The organism is Bacillus sp. KICET-3 (genome assembly GCF_033261025.1).
Classification (GTDB): Bacteria; Bacillota; Bacilli; order Bacillales; family Bacillaceae; genus Bacillus; species Bacillus sonorensis.
In genome coordinates this window covers 2,515,655-2,534,958 of the sequence record NZ_CP137345.1, presented here as the reverse complement: position 1 = coordinate 2,534,958, position 19,304 = coordinate 2,515,655, and the positions used below count along the sequence as shown (strand labels likewise).

Sequence of the window (19,304 nt, the reverse complement as noted above, 5' to 3'; positions counted from 1 at the left end):
AGCCAGCCTTATCGGCAAGGCTGGCGAAAGCGAGTGTTACCAGCTCGCTTTTTTTATACCGGGAATCTGTCCTTTATAGGCAAGCTCGCGGAAACAAATCCGGCAAAGTTTAAACTTGCGAATGACAGAATGCGGTCTGCCGCACCGTTCACAGCGTGTATATTCCCGGACTTTAAACTTTTGCTCACGCTTTTGTTTGACGATCATAGATGTTTTAGCCATTGTTTTTCCCTCCTTTAATCATGATGATGTATATAAACAAAAGATGTTAAGGATTCTTTAAAACATTCATTATAACATATCATATGGTGAAAGTACACCATTTCAAAATATATCATTCAAATATACTGTTTTTCTATCTTGATATTAAGCGTTCGCATCAGTTTCCATTTACGTAAACGATCCTCTCTTACATGATTGAAAATGAATCATTTTGATCATGCTGAAAGCGATGTTGAATTAAAGCTCCCGACAGAAGTAAATGCACTATTCATTTTATCAAAAAAGGCCCAATTGATTGATAAGACCTATCGATCTGTCCCGCGTTATATTTTTTCTTTCTTCCGCTGTGATGATTTCCGTCTGATCAGAAAACACCCGTTTTGCATCATTATTCCAAATTGGAAACTTTGTATACTTGACTCAAGGAAAGGGGGATAGAGCAAGAAACAAGCTATTCTGTTATTTGCTTATTGATCTAACGCTCCCGTTTAAAAGCGCATCTGTTTGATCGCTTCTTTCTGTCTGCCGATTTTTGCCCATGCTGAAGAAAAAGAGACTGACCATACTGTCTCATCAATACCGACAGCTAAAGAAGCGATCAATCTTCAACAGCTAAAGCCCAGCGCCGCTGCTGTTGAATCTTGACGTCCTTGGCATAGCAAATTCAATTCGAGATACAGTTGTGCAAAACGCAAATCGAAGCGGTTTTGTCAAAAACATGATGGAGTCTGCCTTTTACTCCGTTATAATGTTATGGTATTTCATTTAAGCCAACAATACGAGGATCACTTCAATGAAGTCAAATATCTTAACGGAGAGGTGTACGGCATCTGGGATAACTGGGCTTTCCGAGACCGGTTTGACAGAAAGGGGAAAACATGTTGGATTTTATCAGCCGTAAGCCGTCAAAAAAGGTGTGCAGCCTTTTTCAACTGCACACCTTTTTTATTTTTGGCTGAACGCAATTTTAAGACCGATCAGCGCAAACAAAGTTCCTTGTATCAAATTTATCTTTTTCGATAGTGACGGACGTTTTCGCAATACATCTCCGAGTTTCCCGGCAAATAGGCTGATGAGGGCAAAGATGATCAAAGCCTGAATCAAGAAGATCAGTCCGTATATCAGCATTTGTTTGGATACAGAACCGGCCCCATCATTTATAAATTGCGGTAAAAAAGCAAGGAAAAATAATGAAACCTTTGGATTTAACAGATTCATAATAATCCCTTTTTGATATAGCGATTGATAGCTTAATGATGTTTTATCTTCAAGGTGAACGCCGGTGCTTTTTTCCCGAAATGACTGATAGGCTAAATACAGCAAGTAAGCCGCACCCGCGTATTTCACCAGTGTGAAGGCAAGAGCGGATTTGTAAATAAGCGCTGAAATTCCGATTGCTGCGGCAGAAATATGTACAATTAGTCCTGTACAGAGCCCAAAGGCGGTTGAAATTCCCGCGTATTTCCCATTCGATATGCTTTGAGCCAAAACGAACAGATTGTCTGGACCAGGCATGATGGTGAGCAATATTGACGCTCCTAAAAAAGAAGCTGCTGATAGAAAGTCCATAATACCACTCCGTTTCAATACAACGCTTTTTAATGCCATTATAACATGCAGAACACAGCAGAAGATGTCAATTCCTGTATCAGTCTTAAGGAAATCAATCATCATCTGCATTTCTCCGTTTTTTATCGCGCCAATGCCGCATGGATCATCGTGAGAAATAGATATCCACCGTTGTGCTACACTATGGATTGATTCATGGAAATAGAGCGGAAAACGATAAAAAGCGATAGTGAGTTTGGTTTTTTATACTAGTACAGATTATCACTATTCCACATAGTTTAATAATGTAAAAGTATTAAAAGACAGAAAGGGAGAGTGCTCATGTACCATTGCAGACCAAATGTAGCTCGGCCTGTTGTCCATCCTACCAAGTACTGTGAGAATCATTCGTTTTCTAAAACAATCGTTCCTCATATTCACCCACAGCATGTGACGAATGTGAATCACCATAAATATGAACATGTTCATTACTATCCTACTTCTTATTCCAAATATGATCCAGTCACGCACCATCATTCCCATTGCGGGAAGCCGTGTGATCATAAAGGCTACTGGTAACGGCTCTTCGGAAGCATAAATATGCGGACGGAAAAAGCACCCTTCGGGGTGCTTTTTGGCGCGGGGGGTGTCCGGCAAGAGACCGAATGCGCCTTTCATAAACTTCCGGGAAAAGAAGGGAAAAAGAGGGCGCTGATGCACCCTCCTCAAAAGAGATGGCCATCCCCCGGCATAATATGAGGGATTTCAAAAGTGCGCCTCACGCTTTGCAGCAGACAGGGGAGGCCATTGTATTTGTTCTAGTAATGCTTCTTACAAGGATCAAAACACTTAAAATAATATTTGTCGTAATCATGTTTTTTGTCGTAGTCGTAGTCAAACTTTTTGTCATGATCATACTCATAATATTTCTTATGATCATCGTGTTTCTTACAATGATCAAAATACACTTTCTTGCACTTGAACCAGAAGTAATCCTCGTGCTTTTTATCATATTCGTAATAGCTCATATTCGTTTCCCTCCTTTCTCTCTTATCGCTTTTATTCTATGTCATTTCAACGAAAGAGTTTGTGCATTTGAAACAGATCATGAAAACAGGCGTTTTACCGGCATATGCTGCTTGTGATCGGCACATAGAGTGATGGTCATGCCCTTTTAGGCTCTCTGAAAAAACGATATACAAAGTGAATATTTCATATATAATTTAAGAGAATGATTGAACCTGAAGCTATTAAAGGTTCCCCAGGAAAGAGGGAGAGAACATGAACGACATGATGCCAAATGATTTGCGCGCCGATTGCAGCAATTGTTTTGGACTATGCTGTGTAGCTTTGCCGTATGCGAAATCTGCGGATTTTGCGTTTGACAAAGACGGGGGGACGCCCTGCCGCAACCTGCAATCCAATTTTCACTGTGCAATACATCAGGATCTTCGAGAAAAAGGGTTTCGAGGCTGTGCCGCCTATGAATGCTTTGGCGCCGGACAAAAGGTGTCTCAAGTTACGTTTGAAGGGCATGACTGGCGGCATGACACGTCATCAGCTAACGAAATGTTTGCAGTATTTCCCATTATGCAGCAGCTTCACGAAATGCTTTGGTATATAAAAGAAGCGCTTTCAATAGATGCCGCTCAATCCATTCATCGCGATCTGGTCGCCGTCTTTGAAGAGACAGAGAATCTGACCAGACAGAGTAAGGAATCAATTTTGAATTTGGACGTACATGAACATCGGGCAAAGGTAAATGACTTGCTTTTGCGTACAAGCGAGCTAGTGCGTGCCAAAGCTGTACATAAAAACCGGCCGAAAAAAATCGGCCGGGGCAGCAGTCTCATCGGCGCCAAGCTAAAAGGAGCAGACCTTAGGGGAGCAAACCTGAGAGGAGCGCTATTGATAGCTGCCGATCTGAGAAATTGTGATGTAAGAATGGCTGATTTTATCGGCGCGGACCTGCGGGATGCAGACCTTAGCGGCGCTAATCTTACCGGAAGCATTTTTCTGACGCAAGCGCAGGTCAATGCGGCGAAAGGCGACATTCATACAAAATTACCGCCGTCTTTGCGGATTCCCGATCATTGGAAAAAGGTTTTATCGTGATGTGAAGAAGAAAGCAGCCGGAATCTTGAGACAGAGGCATGCGGAAGTTTTTCGGGAGCTCTGAAGTATTGCGGGGAGGGAAGCGGCAGAAGAAAAAACCCCTCCCGGCAGGAGAGGTTTTAAAAAACGCTGCGGACCAATCCGCCATCCGCCCGTAATGCGGCGCCATTGATCGCTGAAGAAAGCGGGCTGCATAAAAACGTGACAAAATGGGCGATTTCTTCCGGCCGGATCAGCCTTTGGATAATGGAAGTCGGGCGGTTTTCCTTCATAAACCGCTTCTCCGCTTCCTCAACCGTCAGATTTTCGCCAGGGTAGAGAGAATGCAGCATCGCCTCAACCCCCTCCGTCAAGGTTGAGCCCGGCATAACGGTATTAACGGTGACATTTGTGCCGGTCGCAAGCTCTGCCAAGCTTCTGGAAATGGAAAGCTGCATGGTTTTCGTTGCACTGTAATGCGCCATTTCCTGAGACGGCATAACCGCAGCTTCACTTGCAATGAAGATGACCCGGCCTTCCTTTTTCTCTATCATGCTGTGCAAATACTTGCGTGAGAGCCTTACTCCGCTCATAATATTCACTTCGAAAAAGCGGAACCACTCTTCATCCGGAATATCAAAGTATTCAGCCGGTTCAAAAATTCCTAAATTATTGACCAAAATGTCAACATGGGGAAATGCTTCAAATAGTGCGTTGCATCCTTTTTCCGTGCCAAGATCAAAAGCGGCAGGATAAAGAACGGCCTCAGGATATTGTTCTTTCAATTCGTCTATCGTTTGATTGACTTTTTCTTCCCGGCGTCCATTGATGATGACAGAGGCGCCTTCATCGGCCAGCGAAGCAGCGATCGCTTTGCCGATTCCTGATGTGGACCCTGTCACCAATGCTGTTTTGCCTTGCAAGTTCAGTTTCATGATACATCCCTCCGTCTTTGTTTCCTCTTATTTATGAACAACTTAAACACGTTCTATTATCATGATGCAACAGAAAGGTGCAATATGGAAGTACGCACTTTTCAGGTATATAGGCACTTTTTGGTGCCTATAAGAAAAGCCCTTCAAAAGGGCTGATTTGCGGCTGACTTCTTGAAAAGAAGTTTCCCGCATTGCGGCTCATTGCTATTCCCGCGTATTTAATTTTTTCACAATATCCTGATTGATTTCCTTCTCACTTATATGCTCTTTGCTTGAAATGATTTCTCTTCTATTTTCCCAATGAATGATATAATATTGACCCTTTTTCATTTTATCTAGGGAAGAAAGCCTCAGTTTCTTAGGTTTTCCTGTTTTATCATAACCGGTAACATCATAGTTATAAGTTATATCAGTGTACCCGTCGCTCGCCTTCTCTTTGACGACTTCCGGATCTGTTTTAATTTTCACATAATAATCTTCTGTGGAATAATAAGAAGAGAAGAAAAAATATCCGCCTGCGAACATGATCAAGATCGCCGCAATCATTCCTAGAAACCATTTCATGATTCATCACCTCGAAAAAATCATACTTTAAACCGGCGGCTGGAACTATCGGTTTTCCTTACATTTTGATTACACGTGTGTAAGCTTTAATCAACACAGCTTCATTTTCAAAAAAGACCGGCACCATAAATGGAGTAGGCGAACATATTTCCTTCAGAGATCACATCATGTTGTCAAAATAAGAGGAGATGGGCTTTAGGAGGAATGAGATGAAGTCTATTAAGTCAATCACTGTTCATTCTGACACCTATATTGTGGGGGAGCCGTGCCATTCTTTACATTTTAAAGGCGGCACGGTGATAAGGATTGAAGAAAAAAACAAGTTTTTTGGACGGATTAGCGGCTTTGTCGTTCATTTTGACACGAAAGCTGAACTTCATATTCATTCGAATGATGTGACGGTTCATTGGGATGATAAGGGAGAGCGCGTTTAGGACAGGGACCAGCCGTATACCGCTCGATGTCAATCATCAATATCTCCCTGCATAATAGAATCTTAATGATGAGGAGCATGTAGTAAAAGAGCCGCAGAAAACGGCTCTTTTTTAATTTCTTAAAACAGGTCACCTGCGTCTCCTTCATCCTAAAAATTCCTTACATCTTTTTTGACAAGATGAAAATGATAAGGATGTGATCAATTTTAAGGAGGATTTTTCGAATGACAAAAAATAATCAACAGAAAAACCAGCCGCAAAAGGAAAAGCAAAAACATTCCCAACTGCTTGGGGCAAACATTACAGATACTGAACTTGCTCAAGAACTTGGAAGCTTACAACAGCAGCTTGCCCAATTAGAACAAAATGTATCCCAATTAGGCGGAGCTCAACAACAAAGCGGCCAAGCTCAGCAGGGCTCTCAAATGAATCAAGGCATCAATCAATTAAAGCAGCAAATCCAGCAGTTCAGTTCTCAATCTCAACAGCAAATGCAGCAGACTGATCAACAAATTCAGCAAAATATCCAGCAAGCTGTTCAACAGCTTAATCAAGCCCTTCAAGGGATTCAAACCAATCAGGCAATGAACCAGATGAGCCAGGCTCTTCAAAACGCTCAACAATCATTTAATCAACAAGGCCAGCAAGGTCAACAAAGTCAACAAGGCCAGCAAAATCAACAGAACCAACAGACTTTACAATAACACTTCGTTATCCTAAAAAGCCCTTTTTAGAAAGAGAGGGCTTTTTTGAATGTATCATTCAGCCGTATTAAAAGGGGCCGTTCACAATCGGCTTTTTTATTTCTGTGAAAATAGAAAAAACTGGATTGGATAAAATTCAAAAATTTATTCATTCTACAATTAGATATAGTATTTGTAAAAAGGAGGGAACACACATGACTGTCATCAATCAAGTCAAACAGGCTCTAGCCAGTCTGAAAAGCGCTCAGGCAAGTTTAGAAACATTTTCATTAAGCACTGATAACCAAGATGCCAAGCAGCTTTATCAACAAGCAGCTCAACAAACCCAATCCATCGTTGAATCACTTGAGCCGCGCGTGCAGCAAATCGAACAAGAAGAACCGCAATATAAACAACAGTAAGCATTAAAAGGGTTGGTTGCTTTTTTGCCAACCTTTTTCCTGAAAGGAAGGTGATGCGGATGAAAGCTCTCTATCATTATTTGCTTATAACAGTTGTCTTGCTTTTTATAAATACCATCACCATTGGCTGTCAAAATGCAAATGAAAACGCCGCTCAAAATCAATCGGCAGCGGTCCGGAATGTAAATGCGAAAAATGAAAAAACAGATCAAACCGCGGCAAATAAAGCAAAAAAACGATTATTAAAGCTGGAAGAGGTGACGGAAGCCAGAGGAGCCAACAGCAAAAACGATTTGGTTCTTGCTGTACAAATCGAACATTTTGACCGTTTTCAGCTGAAGGAGATCGAGAAAAAATCGAAAGAAATGCTAAAAAAAGAATTTTCCGGTTACACCATTGAAGTTTCGACAGATCAAAAGATCTTTTGGGAGCTTGATAAATTAGAAAAGCAGCTTGAAACGAAAAAAGTCAGTGAAAAAAAACTAAACGATAAGCTTCGTCAAATAAAAAAATTGATGAAGGAAAAGCCTTAAAGAGGTGGTCGAATGGCTGATCAAAAAAAGAAAAAGTTAACGCCTGTCATGCAGGAATATCAACAATTTGCAAAAGAACGCGAAGTGAAACGGCCTGTTCTAAAAAATTGCTTGAATGCTTTTATAACAGGAGGAATCATCTGTTTAATCGGACAAGCGATCCAAATGTTTTATATGTATTACTTTAATTTCACAACTCTGACTGCCGGCAATCCAACGGTGGCGACGATGATTTTTATATCCATGCTGCTGACCGGGTTCGGGGTTTACGATCGGATCGCACAATTTGGGGGGGCCGGTTCGGCCGTACCTGTGACTGGATTTGGAAATGCCGTCATTTCAGCAGCGATTGAACACCGCACTGAAGGATTTGTGTTAGGGGTTGGCGGCAATATGTTTAAATTGGCCGGGTCTGTCATTTTGTTTGGCGTTTTTTCCGCATTTGTGTTGGCGACGATTAAAACAATCCTCACCACCTGGGGGGGACTGTAATGCTTTCCGGTCACCGTACTTGGATGTTTGACCGCAAACCGGTTATTGCAGCGACTGGAACAGTCGCAGGGCCATTTGAAGGAAATGGGAACATCCCGGAAGACTTCGATCTTTTGCACAAAGATATCTGGCTGAATCAAGATTCTTTTGAAAAAGCCCAGCAGGTTCTTTTGGAAGATGCGTGCGAAACAGCGATAAAAAAAGCGGGTATCCAAAAGGATCAGGTGCAGTTTTTTCTCGGCGGAGATTTAGTGAATCAAATCACACCTACCAGTTTTGCGACAAAAACACTGGGCGCTTCTTATATTGGACTGTTTGGAGCGTGTTCGACATCAATGGAAGGCCTGGCCTTAGGCGCTTTTCTCATTAATCATCATGGGGCTGATTGTTTGCTGACAGGGGCGGCCAGCCATAATGCGGCGGTTGAAAAACAATTCCGCTATCCCACTGAATACGGCTCGCAAAAGCCGCCCACCTCACAATGGACTGTCACCGCTGCCGGTGTTGCACTGCTAAAGAATAAAGGAGATGGTCCTGTGGTGACATCCGCCACAATCGGCAGAATTATCGATATGGGACTGACAGATCCTTTTAATATGGGCGGCGCGATGGCGCCTGCTGCTGTAGATACGATTGAAACCCATTTAAAAGAGCGGGGGGTTGATCCTTCCTATTATGATGTCATCGCAACAGGCGACCTGGGCCACATCGGCCGGGAAATTGCGCTCGATTTATTCAAGAAACACGGGACGCCGATTCATGAAAAGCAATTTCAGGACTGCGGCTTAATGATATACAGGGAAGGGCAGCCCGTTCTTGCCGGAGGAAGCGGGGCGGGATGTTCAGCAGCCGTTGCATACGGGCATTTATTGAATCGGATGAAAAAGGGTGAAATCAAGCGCCTTCTTGTGGTTGCGACCGGAGCGTTGCTATCGCCATTGTCATATCAGCAAAAGGAAACGATTCCGTGTATTGCCCATGCTGTTTCAATTGAGCGCGGAGGTGAAGGATAAGTGATATTTTTCTGGGCATTTGTTGTCGGAGGACTGATATGTGTCATCGGACAAATTATGTTCGATGTGTTTAAGCTGACACCGGCTCATACGCTGTCAATTCTCGTCGTTCTCGGAGCATTGCTTGATGCGTTTGGACTTTATGAGCCGTTTATTGATTTTGCAGGGGCCGGGGCGACCGTGCCGATTGTCAGCTTTGGCAACCAGTTATTCCATGGAGCGATGGAAGAAGCGGATCAATATGGTCTCATCGGAGTCATCACCGGCATGTTTAGGGTAACGAGTTCCGGCATTTCAGCTGCGATCATCTTTGGAATGATTGGAGCACTTCTTTTCAAACCAAAAGGGTAAGGGGGTTTTACATATGACAATTGGAGCTCAGGTGAAACAATGCTTGGCCAGTCTTAAGAGCATCGAAGCCGGTTTATCAGCATTGGCGCTAAAATCACGGGATGAAGAAGCAAAACGTCTTTTTCATGAAACCATGATGGTGAGCGAAGAAGTGATGTCAGATTTGAAAAAGCGCGTCGGTGAGCTTGAAAGAGAGGAGTATCAATATAAGGGATTTTAATTTCGAATTTATTTCTGGCAGGAGGGGTCAATATGCCTGATTGGTTAGATGTTGTCGTCCGTTCTATCATTTTTGTGATCGTTTTGTTTGTCATGACGAAGATGCTGGGAAAAAGACAGCTGGCGGAACTTTCCGTTTTCGAATATATTGCCGGAATTACGATAGGGGGCATTACATCCGAGGTCGTCATGGGGCTCGAAAGAAGCATCATAAACGCTGTTATCGCTATTGTTATTTTCTCATCGGTTCCTTTCCTTGTGGAATGGATCTCATTAAAAAATAAAACAATCCGGGATTTTCTTGAAGGAACAGGAACGGTTTTTATTAAAGACGGAAAAATCATGGAAGATAATTTAAAAAAAGAAAAATACTCGTCAGACGAGCTGCTGGAACTTTTACGCAAAAAAAATGTATTTCGCATTTCCGATGTTCAATTTGCCATTCTTGAACAAAGCGGTGATTTAAATGTCCTGCTAAAAAAAGAGCACAGACCGGTGACAATCAAGGATCTGCAGATGCCTTATCAATCAGAGAAAGAGCCGCAAACCGTCATCATGGACGGAGAAATTTTAGACGAGCCGCTGGCTGAAGCCGGATTAAATCGGCGCTGGCTGAACGAAGAGCTTGAAAAATTAGGCGTTGCACAAGAAAACGTATTTCTCGGGCAGGTCGATTCAGACGGACAATTGACTGTGGATCTGTATGATGACCAAATAAAAGTTCCGGCTCCCCAGGAAAAGCCTCTATTGCTGGCGACGATCAAAAAATGTCAGGCCGATCTGGAATTGTTTGCACTGGCGACTGACTCAAAATCGGCAAAAGCCATGTATGCCAAAAATGCAAAAAAATTAAAGGATATGATTCAAAAGCTTGAACCCGCGTTACATGACTGACGATCATCGAATGATCATACCTTTGTGATGTAAACCGCAATTCGCTTTTGTGTTTAGGCATCACCGATTCCCCGTTTGGCATGTTCATGTTCCGGCAGGCTAAGTTCATTGCTCTGTTTCATAATGGGGAAAAGCGTCAAACCGATTCAGTCAAAGCAGAAATTGCGATCTCCTCTTTCATTCCTTCAATTTCATTGGGATATATCTTCTTCAAGCTAGCTTATAGTGATTTTTGGAAATACATCCTGAAACAGACCAGCATAAACAATTCCCAGTTGAGAACATTAATTAGCGAAGTTAATTTTAAATGGTAAGGAAGTGAGAAAAATTGAATTTTCAGTGGATGACAACGTTGTTTAAAAATAGAGATCTTCTATTAGGCAGGAGAAGAAACAGGGGGACCATGTGGGTGTCGTTATTAGGGCTGGGAATTAGTCTGGCCGCCCTCCTGCTCAGAAGAAACGGAAACCAAAATAACGTGTTGCAAAATGCTATAAAAAATTTTACAAAACAAAACAATTTACAGCAAACTGCGTTGACCAATGAGTTTTCAAATGAATTAAAACCTGATCAACAAGCATTTAACAACAAGAACAACTAACATACAAGAGGATAGCATCTGAACATGAAGAGCCGCCGTAAAAAGCGGCTCTCTTCTGGATCGCCTTATATAGGCTTGCCGAATGACAAAAGGCATTGTTGAAACTATAATGGTTACAACAGTGGTGATGGAATGCAGATCAGCACACGCTTTTCAATTGCTGTACATACTCTTGATCTTATTTCTTTATGCCCTGAACAGTGTACAGGGGATATCATTGCAAACAGCGTCAATACAAACCCTGTAGTCATCCGGAGAATGATAGGAATGCCGAAGAAAGAAAGCTGGTCAAGGTTCGTCCAGGAGTTGGCGGCGCTTCTTTGCTGAAAGATATCGATGTTTATCGGGCTGTAAATGCCACAGAGGAAAACCAGTTGTTTCGGATTTATGGGAACCCCAATTTTGCTTGCACTGCCGGGCGGAAGCAGGTAACGAAGAAGCCATCTTGAAAACAGGTATCCCATACCCATTCTTACGCAACAACTGGTATTTAGAGAATGAGATATCAACCATTCAAGCTGTGCTGTCAGGTGCTCCATGGGTGACATCAGCCGGAAGAGGCAGGGTGGGCTGGGCATCCCAGCAAGATTATGCCGAGGCGGCAGCAGCAGTACTTTCTGGTGACGGACATGACAATACGATCTACGAACTTTCCGGTCAGCCACTGACCCAGAAAGAACTGGCATCTGCCCTTGGCGCTGTATTAGGCAAAGACGTGCCGGTGCAGCAGGTTAATGACGACGTATACGCCAAGATCATGAAAGGCGCCGGAGTACCGAATTTTCTCATTCCAATGCTTGTCAACATCCAGAAAGGCATCCGGGAGGGAGCGTTGGAAATCGAAAGCCATGATTTCGAGAAACTTCTCGGCCGTCAGGCTGCTCCATCAACGAAGCGCTCACTGAACTCGTAAACGGAATCTCACAATCAAAATAAAGGAACCAATTAAAACCGGCCTTTTGTTTATCAAGCAGGGCCGGTTTTTTCGATCCAGGATGACTTTGTTCATCGTCAGGATGTGGTCTTTGGCATTTTATACTTTCTCATTTCAAACACTATTTTTTAGAAATTTTTCTTGTTTTTTGAAAGGTCGTCATGAGGGCGTTATCGGTTCAATCCCAGATGTAGAATTGAAAGTCTGGCGCGCAGAATTAAAAAACCGACAAAAAAGAGTTTTTTGATTCCAAAAAGATGATGACAGAACCCCGGCTGTCTTCGAACATCAACATACATGAAAGCTACTGTCAATCATAAGAATCTTTTCCATGGAAAGACTATAACAAGCATCCATTCACGCTTTTTATAGTCTAATTATATTGGGAAGGGAATACAAACATGATCCAAACGACGCCTTTCTCATGTTTATTCAAGTCTGCTATACTTTTATCATAAATCTGCTGCGTTCCATCGGGCCAGCTGGAAACACGTGAGGAAGCTTATAAAAATCGAGAGGTAAAACATGAAAAGAATAAGAAAAGCAATTTTTTTAGGCGTTATAGCTGCAAGCATGCTTCCGACCACTTCAGCATTCGCGGCTGAGGTGCAATCGTTTGGATGGAAAACACTTGCAGACTATCAGGCGACCATTTCAAAACAGGGAAGCATGACTGGGGATTACAAATCAGATGGAGGCAATTACAGGATTTGTGTGTTTCATATTAGAATGGGAAATACAATGACGGTAAGCCTTTACGAAAGTGATCCCGAAATGCCTTTGGAGCGTGTGGGAAATAGAAAATTGATTGCTGCACCAAGCGGCTGTGCTACATGGACAAGCTTAAACAGTTGGATTGACGGCTCAAATAAAAAAGCGGAATTTAATGCGAAAATTGATTCCGAAACAGGACCTGACGCTGTGCAAGTCAAAGTTCAGGATTAAGCACAGCAGGCGGGTAAAAAAATCACTATTCTCATTCCTCTAGAGAGAATAGTGATTTTATCTGTCTTTTTGGCAATCTCGGCTACTTGATTTCGATCGCTGAAGCCTTGTTGTCCCAATCTGAAGCCATATTGGCTGTTTTGCCATACCAGTCGGAATGTCTAAACAAGACTCCCTTGCCATATCCTTGAGTAGAAGTATGCTCCCACAGCGTCGTCGAATAGCTTGAAGAAAGTGACGCCGTACTTAAGGAGGAAATTCTGTCATTCCAGCTGGAAGGCAGGTTTTTAAATCCGTCTCTCCAATATATATACTGTCCGCCTTTATTTTTATACTCATAGAAATCAGTGCAGCAAGGACCGCTCGCCATCGTCTTGAATTTGTTTTGAAGTCTCTGTTTATCTTTTTCAATAAATGCTTCTAACGCTACCTTGCTTGTAAATCCATACGCCAACATATCACCTTTTTGATTCTGTTTAGGCAGAACCATGGTTACTTTTATGTTGGAATTGTTATTTACGCGGGCTTGGGAATCCACATCTTTCCCATCCACAGCTACATAATCGAACGACTTAATCATAAAATCATCCGACTTGGCACCGCTTACATTTACGGACGCTGCGCTTGCTGGCAACGCAGACATAAAACAGGCTGCCGCAATGAGACTCGTCCCTATTGTTTTTCTGAACTTTGTTTTGAACATATTTGTCAACACTCCTTCTCTTTATTTTCCTATTTTGTGAATAGGATGGAAAGATAATAGCACTAATAGAAAGAAAATGATGTCCTTTTTTGCGGAAAAACTTTAAATTTAAATCAACAAATGTTTTCAAAAAGATGATCACAAGTGTGACAGGTAATAACGAATGTATATATAAAGTGTTTTGGTCCTTTTTCGAAAGAGAAAAAATATAAAGGGAGGATCTGTGATGATCATTTGGATAAACGGAGCCTTCGGTTCCGGAAAAACACAAACGGCGTTTGAACTGCAGAGAAGATTGAAAAAGTCTTACGTGTATGATCCGGAAAAAATGGGATTTGCGCTGCGCTCCATGATTCCGCGGGAAATCGCAGAAGATGATTTTCAGCATTACCCCTTATGGCGCGAGTTCAATTACAGCATGCTCTCCTACTTAGCCGATACATATAACGGCGTCATCATTGTGCCCATGACGATTGTGGACCCCGGCTATTTTGACGAAATCATCGGCAGGCTCAGACAAGACGGCCGAACGGTTAATCACTTTACACTTATAGCTTCAAAAGACACTTTACACAAACGTCTTCGCTCCAGAGCTGAAGGGAAAAATTCCTGGGCCGCAAAGCAAATAGACCGATGCATCAAAGGCCTGTCAGATCAAACTTTCGAAGAGCATCTCCATACGGATCATATTTCTATCCAAAACGTCGCAGAAACGATTGCCGAAAAAGCGGGCCTGGTCATTGAACCTGATACAAGAGGGAGCATGAAAAGATTTATCGACAGATTGATTGTCAAACTGAATCATATACGTTGATTAAAAAGCGATACAGGCTGACTTTGGCCTGAGATTTACAAAAGTCCCGATGAAGCACATCAACCAATCAAACAAAAAAAGAGGGACAGTGTCTGGCAAATCGGCACTGTCTTTTTTTTTTTGTAATGAACAAACGTTTCAACAAGACAGCCGGCGGCTGAGAGAGCTTGAGAAACAACTACAGTGGATGCCGATCGGGCAGGTGGGGCGGTGCTTTTTTCTGAAACGTGTTCTGCCGTGAAGCTCTTGAAGTATCAGAACATGCATTGGGGATAGAAGGGGGGGAGCCTGAACCGGCTGCGCCCCGGACCAATCATGGATGACATGCTGTATAAAAAACTTCTCCTGTGAAGAGGTCCGGTAAAATACCAATTTTCGAACACAACACACGAGATCTTAAGGCAACTGATTTAGCGTTTTTTCTTGTGCATCATAAAGTGCCAATTTGTAGTTGATTTGTTCAAGGTATTTATATAGTTCCCTCATTTTCTGTTCGATTTTTGCTTTATGGTCAATCATCATTTGTTTGCGTTTTGGAAGGGAGCTGTCCCCCTCTTTATACCAATTGACGTATTGCTTAATTTCGGAAAGGGGCATGCCGGTTGAGCGCAGTGCCACAACAAAATGAAGCCATTCTATGTTTTCCTCGTCATATGCTCTTTTTCCACTTTCATCACGCTTGACAGAAGGCAATACTCCTTCTTTTTCATAAAAACGCAGCGTGTAGTTGGATATCCCCGTCATTTCGGAAACCTCTTTAATTGTATAAGTGGCCATAGTTTTTCTCCTTTCGCTTAGAGTTACTATAATGGATTTTAAGGAATTTGAATTCTTTCGTCAATTTGCTGTTTTATGATAATCAGTGAAAAACCGCTTAATATCAACGTTTTAAAACAAAATTCAAGTTTATAAAAAGAACGTTTGACTTATAGTTTACTCTAATTTATATGATGAGAGTAACTTCCTTCGAAGGGGGCGGTGAAGCTGGTATAGCAGGTGGTTTTTATCAAGCTAAACGATGCAATCGTATACAAAATCATGAGGAGGATCTAATTTATGAGTAACGTTGCAATTATTACAGGAGCAAGTAGTGGAATGGGGGCGGCAACGGCTGAGCTGCTTGCCAAAAATGGGATGAAAGTAATGATGGCAGCACGCCGAGAAGACCGATTAAAGAAACTTCAAGAAAAAATCAGACAAGGTGGCGGGGAGGCAAGCTATAAAGTAACAGATGTTACTTCCCGTACAGATATGGAGACACTTGCGGAAGAAACCATTGAAACATATGGGAAAATTGATGTCCTAATCAATAATGCGGGCTTGATGCCGCTTTCTTTCTTCAATAAATTAAAAGTGGATGAATGGGATCGGATGATTGATGTCAATATCAAGGGAGTATTATATGGTATGGCCGCGGTATACAAACATATGGAAGAGCGCAATGAAGGCCACATTATTAATATGGCTTCCATAGCCGGCCACGTTATTTTTCCAACAAGCTCTATTTACAGTGCAACCAAACATGCAGTACGCATTTTAACAGAAGGTATGCGCCAAGAGCTTCGGGCAGACCAAAATATTCGTGTTACACTGATCTCTCCAGGAGCAATTGAAACAGAACTTTACCAAACGATCACTGATAAGGACATTCCTGGTGTCATTGAGAAATTGGGCGGAGACGAATGGAAGCAGTTGGAGCCAATGGCTATTGCTGAAACCACTTTATTTACCATTCAACAGCCACAACATGTAGCGATTAATGAGTTAATTGTCAGACCAACAACTCAAAAAAGTTTATAAAAACGATAACAGAATCATTTGAATCAAAAAAAGCTTCTTTTCCACATAGGTGGGAAGAAGCTTTCATATTTGGTGCAACAGGTCGCATCTCTAATACAAGAAGCGGCAGCGTCAACTGATACATCAGGCGTTGAAGCGATTCAGCATACAGTTCATACATTGGCCGCTGGGACAAAAGAAATGCCAGCGAATACAGAAGCTGGCTGTAAAATCATCACAGCAACAGCTCGTTTCAATGGAGGAAATCTCCTGTCCCTGCCATCTCGATTCCACTTGGAAGCTGGATTTAATTTGTGATCTGGTTAGTTAACCCATTGATTTGAGGACAGTCATTTTTACTGTGGCTGTTAATCAAAAACGGAACTAACTTACTCTTTCAAGTTAGTCCCGTTAGAATGACTAGTCCAAATTTTGATCGATAGTCCCTTCAAAATAGTCATCACTGACCTGTTCATGAGTTTCGGCCAATCCTTTTTCCAATTGCGTGGTTCCTTGATAATCCGAGGGGTCGAAATATTTTCCGGCAACATCTGTAGTGTCATTTATGTTTTCTTTGTTATGAGTTTGTGTTTCAGTGTTTACATTCTCTGTCTTAGCGCTGCTATCTAAAGATTGCTGAACATCATATTCCTTGTCTAATGAAGAAAATCTTTTGTAATCATCCGGTCTGTCTGCTCCATTTTTTTGAGTCACGTCACTCACTCCATATTATTGAAATTTTATTTTGTCAGATGGGATTAAGGCAAAAACTTATTTTAGTTCTTTTAGGAATAGAACCATGTTTTTTAGGGTCATCTGCTTTGAAAGCTGTATCAGTCTCATGGTCATTTCTTATTTGTTCAATACTTGAATTTTACATGAATCAAATGGTTTCACTCCTTTACGGCATGTGTTGAAATATCACCTTTTCTTATTCTGTCTGTTGAGATGGTATTCATTCGCTTTTTTTCGTTGACTCTTTCCCATTAGTCGAGAGAGTAGCTTTAAGCTAGCGTATGCACCCTACTGTAGAGATAGAGGGGGCAAAACCAACAAATCGTTCAGCAGCCTTTAAACAGGCAAATTTAAAGGCTGGCTTAAATAAGGACTCTGATCCGCCAGAAGGACATGCATGGCATCATCATGAAGATGGAAAAACAATGGTGCTGGTTGATAAAATAGTTCATTGAGAATTTACTCGCATTGGTGGGGTTAATACTTTTAATAAAGAGGAGGAAGTGTAATATGGCGCAAATCATTAATTCACACGATCAACTTTCATTGGAACAAATCGAACAATTTGAATCAGAAAATAATGTTAAGCTGTCAGAGCTTTATAGAGAATTTTTATTAAAATGGAATGGCGGTAAAGCAAGGCCAAATACATTTAAAATTTCAGATGAACAAGGTTCCAGTGTCTTAAATGTTTTTTATGGAATTGGGGATATGTATGATAATGTAGAGGATTTTTTGGACATAATGGAAGACCGTTTGCCTGAAGGATTTATTCCTATTGCAGAAGATCCCGCAGGAAATGTTATTTGCATAGGAACCCAAGAACCTTATTATGAAAAGATTTACTTTTGGGATCATGAAGAAGAGTCAGAGAATCCTGATGGCATGAGCAATATGTATTTTCTAGCTGATAACATCAATGAATTTTTGGACAACCTTTATGAAGATGATGAAGAATAAAATGTAATTCTAGAACCTTGATTGGCATTGCCTTTCAAGGTTTTTTATGTTCAACATCCAAGACAAACCCAACAAAAAGGGGGGATAAAATGGGGGGCTTTTTCTATTTCATTTTGTCATACGATAAACCTGAGTTCAAGGTGGAAAGCCTGCGGACGTTGATCTATTGCACATAGTTATATGTTGTTCAGCTGATTGGCGGCCGCTTTTCTATAAGGGACATGGGGGAATCGCCTTGACTCAAACTTAATAGCTGTTCTGAAAAAACCACATGGACAAAACTGTTTTCATCACAAAAAGCAGGCTTAAGAGTAGGGAAGGCCAGAATCATTCTGTGCTAAAATAGACTTCTAGCCAAAGTTCAATTGCGAAATGGCATATTGGCATGAAAAATTACACCGTTTAAAAATAAATTTATTTTAGGAGTGAACAACATGGAAGTTTTTGCAGAATATTTGGCGGGTATTGATAATCCGCAACATCGGGCCAGAACGGAAGAAGTTTTGGGTTGGGTAACTAAAAAATTTCCGAATTTAATGCCGAAAATTGCGTGGAATCAGCCTATGTTTACCGATCACGGCACATTTATTATTGGCTTTAGCGTAGCCAAACATCATATGGCTGTTGCCCCTGAAATGGCAGGGATTCATCAATTTTCAGATCAAATTGTGCAGGCCGGCTATGATCACACCAAGCAGTTGGTACGTATCCAGTGGGATAGTCCGGTTGATTACTCATTACTTGAGAAAATAATCGAGTTTAATATTTTGGATAAGGCAGACTGTTCTACTTTTTGGCGGAAATAAAAAAATAGGATAGGCGAGAGAGCTCCGTATGATGTCTGTCAGCGGTAACGGAACGCAAGGAGGAAAAACAACTAAAAAACGTTGGTTTATAAATCGATACAGCTTTTTTGACCACATATTTAAGTGTGACCACCCATTATTCAAAACACATTGAAGAGACGTGAGAAAAAGTAGGCGTAACTTTTATTTTAAAAAATAGGCTCTATTTTATGAAGCTAACGTGACTCAATATTTGAAAAAGGCAAATGATTCATAACACTTTGTTTTAAATACTTATATTGTTTCTCGTTGGTATCTGAATATGCTTCGTCTCTATTTGAGGGAATATCCATATACAGGATGTCTTCTTTAAATTGAGAAAGCGTTAAATCATATCTTTTACCATTGATAAAATTATAAAAATGCCACCCATCAGGCAGTTTTGTTTTCTTTATTTCTCCACCCAATATATCATGTACTACTAAAGTGGCTACGCCACATTGTCCCTTTGCAGGATTATCCTTACTCCATTTTGAGCTTGAGTCTAAAGACCAGGATTTAGACAATGCTTTAATTATTTGTTCGATTTGCACTGGGTAATGATTGTCCATAAAAAATCCTCCTTTTACATAGATTAACTTATT

Annotated in this window: 29 protein-coding genes and 3 pseudogenes; 22 read left to right on the top strand and 10 right to left on the bottom strand. The window is 41.4% G+C overall.

Annotated features, from left to right (window positions below; translation table 11 throughout):
• Positions 1-36: 36 nt before the first annotated feature.
• Positions 37-222: a type Z 30S ribosomal protein S14 gene (locus R5H20_RS12865; protein ID WP_006636225.1), complete on the bottom strand. Its 186-nt coding sequence runs from the start codon at positions 220-222 to the stop codon at positions 37-39.
• Positions 223-798: 576 nt separating this feature from the next.
• Here R5H20_RS12865 and R5H20_RS12860 point away from each other — a divergent pair.
• Positions 799-1,123, top strand: a pseudogene (locus R5H20_RS12860) (hypothetical protein).
• Between the two features lie 44 nt (positions 1,124-1,167).
• On the opposite strand, the gene R5H20_RS12855 reads toward R5H20_RS12860, so the two are convergent.
• Positions 1,168-1,791 carry a LysE family translocator gene (locus R5H20_RS12855; RefSeq protein ID WP_006636224.1) on the bottom strand — a complete coding sequence of 208 codons (624 nt, stop codon included), beginning with the start codon at positions 1,789-1,791 and terminating at the stop codon, positions 1,168-1,170.
• Between the two features lie 321 nt (positions 1,792-2,112).
• Between R5H20_RS12855 and R5H20_RS12850 the strand changes: the two genes are divergently transcribed.
• Positions 2,113-2,349 carry a CotD family spore coat protein gene (locus tag R5H20_RS12850; RefSeq protein WP_081605339.1) on the top strand — a complete coding sequence of 79 codons (237 nt, stop codon included), beginning with the start codon at positions 2,113-2,115 and terminating at the stop codon, positions 2,347-2,349.
• Between the two features lie 239 nt (positions 2,350-2,588).
• On the opposite strand, the gene R5H20_RS12845 is transcribed toward R5H20_RS12850, so the two are convergent.
• Positions 2,589-2,798, bottom strand: coding sequence for a hypothetical protein (locus R5H20_RS12845; protein ID WP_006636222.1), 210 nt, complete (start codon positions 2,796-2,798; stop codon positions 2,589-2,591).
• A gap of 253 nt (positions 2,799-3,051) precedes the next feature.
• Between R5H20_RS12845 and R5H20_RS12840 the strand changes: the two genes are divergently transcribed.
• Positions 3,052-3,885, top strand: coding sequence for a pentapeptide repeat-containing protein (locus R5H20_RS12840; RefSeq protein ID WP_006636221.1), 834 nt, complete (start codon positions 3,052-3,054; stop codon positions 3,883-3,885).
• Positions 3,886-4,004: 119 nt separating this feature from the next.
• Here the strand turns inward: R5H20_RS12840 and R5H20_RS12835 are convergent, their stop codons facing one another.
• Both R5H20_RS12835 and R5H20_RS12830 read right to left on the bottom strand, forming a co-directional pair.
• On the bottom strand, positions 4,005-4,799 hold the full coding sequence (locus R5H20_RS12835; RefSeq protein WP_006636220.1) for an SDR family NAD(P)-dependent oxidoreductase: 795 nt from the start codon (positions 4,797-4,799) through the stop codon (positions 4,005-4,007).
• Positions 4,800-5,003: 204 nt separating this feature from the next.
• Positions 5,004-5,363 carry a YxeA family protein gene (locus R5H20_RS12830; protein ID WP_006636219.1) on the bottom strand — a complete coding sequence of 120 codons (360 nt, stop codon included), beginning with the start codon at positions 5,361-5,363 and terminating at the stop codon, positions 5,004-5,006.
• A gap of 209 nt (positions 5,364-5,572) precedes the next feature.
• Here R5H20_RS12830 and R5H20_RS12825 point away from each other — a divergent pair, with 209 nt between their 5' ends.
• The 13 genes and pseudogenes from R5H20_RS12825 (at position 5,573) to R5H20_RS12765 (ending at position 12,884) form a co-directional block, all read left to right on the top strand.
• A complete protein-coding gene (locus R5H20_RS12825) occupies positions 5,573-5,797 on the top strand; it encodes a hypothetical protein (RefSeq protein WP_006636218.1) in 225 nt (74 codons plus the stop codon).
• A 224-nt stretch (positions 5,798-6,021) separates the two neighbouring features.
• Positions 6,022-6,501 carry a hypothetical protein gene (locus tag R5H20_RS12820; protein ID WP_006636217.1) on the top strand — a complete coding sequence of 160 codons (480 nt, stop codon included), beginning with the start codon at positions 6,022-6,024 and terminating at the stop codon, positions 6,499-6,501.
• 194 nt (positions 6,502-6,695) lie between these two features.
• Complete coding sequence (locus tag R5H20_RS12815) at positions 6,696-6,902, top strand: DUF1657 domain-containing protein (RefSeq protein WP_006636216.1); 207 nt, start codon at positions 6,696-6,698, stop codon at positions 6,900-6,902.
• 59 nt (positions 6,903-6,961) lie between these two features.
• A complete protein-coding gene (locus R5H20_RS12810) occupies positions 6,962-7,435 on the top strand; it encodes a YhcN/YlaJ family sporulation lipoprotein (protein ID WP_006636215.1) in 474 nt (157 codons plus the stop codon).
• Between the two features lie 12 nt (positions 7,436-7,447).
• A complete protein-coding gene (spoVAC, locus tag R5H20_RS12805) occupies positions 7,448-7,927 on the top strand; it encodes a stage V sporulation protein AC (RefSeq protein WP_029418406.1) in 480 nt (159 codons plus the stop codon).
• Entirely contained in the window at positions 7,927-8,940 is a 1,014-nt protein-coding gene (gene spoVAD / locus R5H20_RS12800; protein WP_006636212.1) for a stage V sporulation protein AD, read from the top strand. Before spoVAC ends, spoVAD begins: the two co-directional genes overlap by 1 nt.
• A complete protein-coding gene (gene spoVAE / locus R5H20_RS12795; RefSeq protein WP_006636211.1) occupies positions 8,941-9,291 on the top strand; it encodes a stage V sporulation protein AE in 351 nt (116 codons plus the stop codon). It abuts the gene before it with no gap.
• 13 nt (positions 9,292-9,304) lie between these two features.
• Positions 9,305-9,511 carry a DUF1657 domain-containing protein gene (locus R5H20_RS12790; RefSeq protein ID WP_006636210.1) on the top strand — a complete coding sequence of 69 codons (207 nt, stop codon included), beginning with the start codon at positions 9,305-9,307 and terminating at the stop codon, positions 9,509-9,511.
• Between the two features lie 32 nt (positions 9,512-9,543).
• Positions 9,544-10,404 (top strand): DUF421 domain-containing protein, encoded by an 861-nt coding sequence (locus tag R5H20_RS12785; protein ID WP_006636209.1) that lies wholly within the window; start codon positions 9,544-9,546, stop codon positions 10,402-10,404.
• Positions 10,405-10,732: 328 nt separating this feature from the next.
• Positions 10,733-11,005 (top strand): hypothetical protein, encoded by a 273-nt coding sequence (locus tag R5H20_RS12780; RefSeq protein WP_006636208.1) that lies wholly within the window; start codon positions 10,733-10,735, stop codon positions 11,003-11,005.
• 132 nt (positions 11,006-11,137) lie between these two features.
• The gene (locus tag R5H20_RS12775) at positions 11,138-11,332 is read left to right on the top strand and encodes a helix-turn-helix domain-containing protein (RefSeq protein ID WP_006636207.1); all 195 of its coding nucleotides are present in this window, start codon (positions 11,138-11,140) and stop codon (positions 11,330-11,332) included.
• Between the two features lie 106 nt (positions 11,333-11,438).
• Positions 11,439-11,941, top strand: a pseudogene (locus R5H20_RS12770) (SDR family NAD(P)-dependent oxidoreductase); the annotation flags it as partial.
• Between the two features lie 523 nt (positions 11,942-12,464).
• Positions 12,465-12,884, top strand: coding sequence for a hypothetical protein (locus R5H20_RS12765; RefSeq protein WP_006636205.1), 420 nt, complete (start codon positions 12,465-12,467; stop codon positions 12,882-12,884).
• 82 nt (positions 12,885-12,966) lie between these two features.
• On the opposite strand, the gene R5H20_RS12760 is transcribed toward R5H20_RS12765, so the two are convergent.
• The gene (locus R5H20_RS12760; RefSeq protein WP_006636204.1) at positions 12,967-13,587 is read right to left on the bottom strand and encodes a hypothetical protein; all 621 of its coding nucleotides are present in this window, start codon (positions 13,585-13,587) and stop codon (positions 12,967-12,969) included.
• Between the two features lie 226 nt (positions 13,588-13,813).
• Between R5H20_RS12760 and tmrB the strand changes: the two genes are divergently transcribed.
• Entirely contained in the window at positions 13,814-14,401 is a 588-nt protein-coding gene (gene tmrB, locus R5H20_RS12755) for a tunicamycin resistance ATP-binding TmrB (RefSeq protein WP_006636203.1), read from the top strand.
• A gap of 396 nt (positions 14,402-14,797) precedes the next feature.
• Here tmrB and R5H20_RS12750 read toward each other — a convergent pair whose 3' ends face one another.
• Positions 14,798-15,178 carry a MerR family transcriptional regulator gene (locus R5H20_RS12750; protein ID WP_006636201.1) on the bottom strand — a complete coding sequence of 127 codons (381 nt, stop codon included), beginning with the start codon at positions 15,176-15,178 and terminating at the stop codon, positions 14,798-14,800.
• 279 nt (positions 15,179-15,457) lie between these two features.
• On the opposite strand from R5H20_RS12750, the gene R5H20_RS12745 reads away from it, so the two are divergent.
• Together R5H20_RS12745 and R5H20_RS23620 are read left to right on the top strand one after the other, a co-directional pair.
• The gene (locus R5H20_RS12745; protein ID WP_006636200.1) at positions 15,458-16,201 is read left to right on the top strand and encodes an SDR family oxidoreductase; all 744 of its coding nucleotides are present in this window, start codon (positions 15,458-15,460) and stop codon (positions 16,199-16,201) included.
• Positions 16,202-16,270: 69 nt separating this feature from the next.
• Positions 16,271-16,451, top strand: a pseudogene (locus R5H20_RS23620) (methyl-accepting chemotaxis protein); the annotation flags it as partial.
• 149 nt (positions 16,452-16,600) lie between these two features.
• Here R5H20_RS23620 and R5H20_RS12735 read toward each other — a convergent pair.
• Positions 16,601-16,894, bottom strand: coding sequence for a YozQ family protein (locus R5H20_RS12735; RefSeq protein ID WP_006636198.1), 294 nt, complete (start codon positions 16,892-16,894; stop codon positions 16,601-16,603).
• 34 nt (positions 16,895-16,928) lie between these two features.
• Positions 16,929-17,045 carry a biofilm-forming protein gene (locus R5H20_RS12730; protein WP_100244876.1) on the bottom strand — a complete coding sequence of 39 codons (117 nt, stop codon included), beginning with the start codon at positions 17,043-17,045 and terminating at the stop codon, positions 16,929-16,931.
• Positions 17,046-17,196: 151 nt separating this feature from the next.
• Here R5H20_RS12730 and R5H20_RS12725 point away from each other — a divergent pair, with 151 nt between their 5' ends.
• The 3 genes from R5H20_RS12725 to R5H20_RS12715 all read left to right on the top strand — a co-directional run bounded on the left by R5H20_RS12725 (position 17,197) and on the right by R5H20_RS12715 (position 18,681).
• The gene (locus R5H20_RS12725) at positions 17,197-17,370 is read left to right on the top strand and encodes an HNH endonuclease (RefSeq protein ID WP_006636197.1); all 174 of its coding nucleotides are present in this window, start codon (positions 17,197-17,199) and stop codon (positions 17,368-17,370) included.
• A 55-nt stretch (positions 17,371-17,425) separates the two neighbouring features.
• Positions 17,426-17,875: an SMI1/KNR4 family protein gene (locus tag R5H20_RS12720; RefSeq protein WP_006636196.1), complete on the top strand. Its 450-nt coding sequence runs from the start codon at positions 17,426-17,428 to the stop codon at positions 17,873-17,875.
• A 434-nt stretch (positions 17,876-18,309) separates the two neighbouring features.
• A complete protein-coding gene (locus R5H20_RS12715) occupies positions 18,310-18,681 on the top strand; it encodes an iron chaperone (RefSeq protein ID WP_006636195.1) in 372 nt (123 codons plus the stop codon).
• Between the two features lie 215 nt (positions 18,682-18,896).
• Here the strand turns inward: R5H20_RS12715 and R5H20_RS12710 are convergent, their stop codons facing one another.
• Positions 18,897-19,271 carry a YunG family protein gene (locus R5H20_RS12710; RefSeq protein WP_006636194.1) on the bottom strand — a complete coding sequence of 125 codons (375 nt, stop codon included), beginning with the start codon at positions 19,269-19,271 and terminating at the stop codon, positions 18,897-18,899.
• Positions 19,272-19,304: the final 33 nt, after the last annotated feature.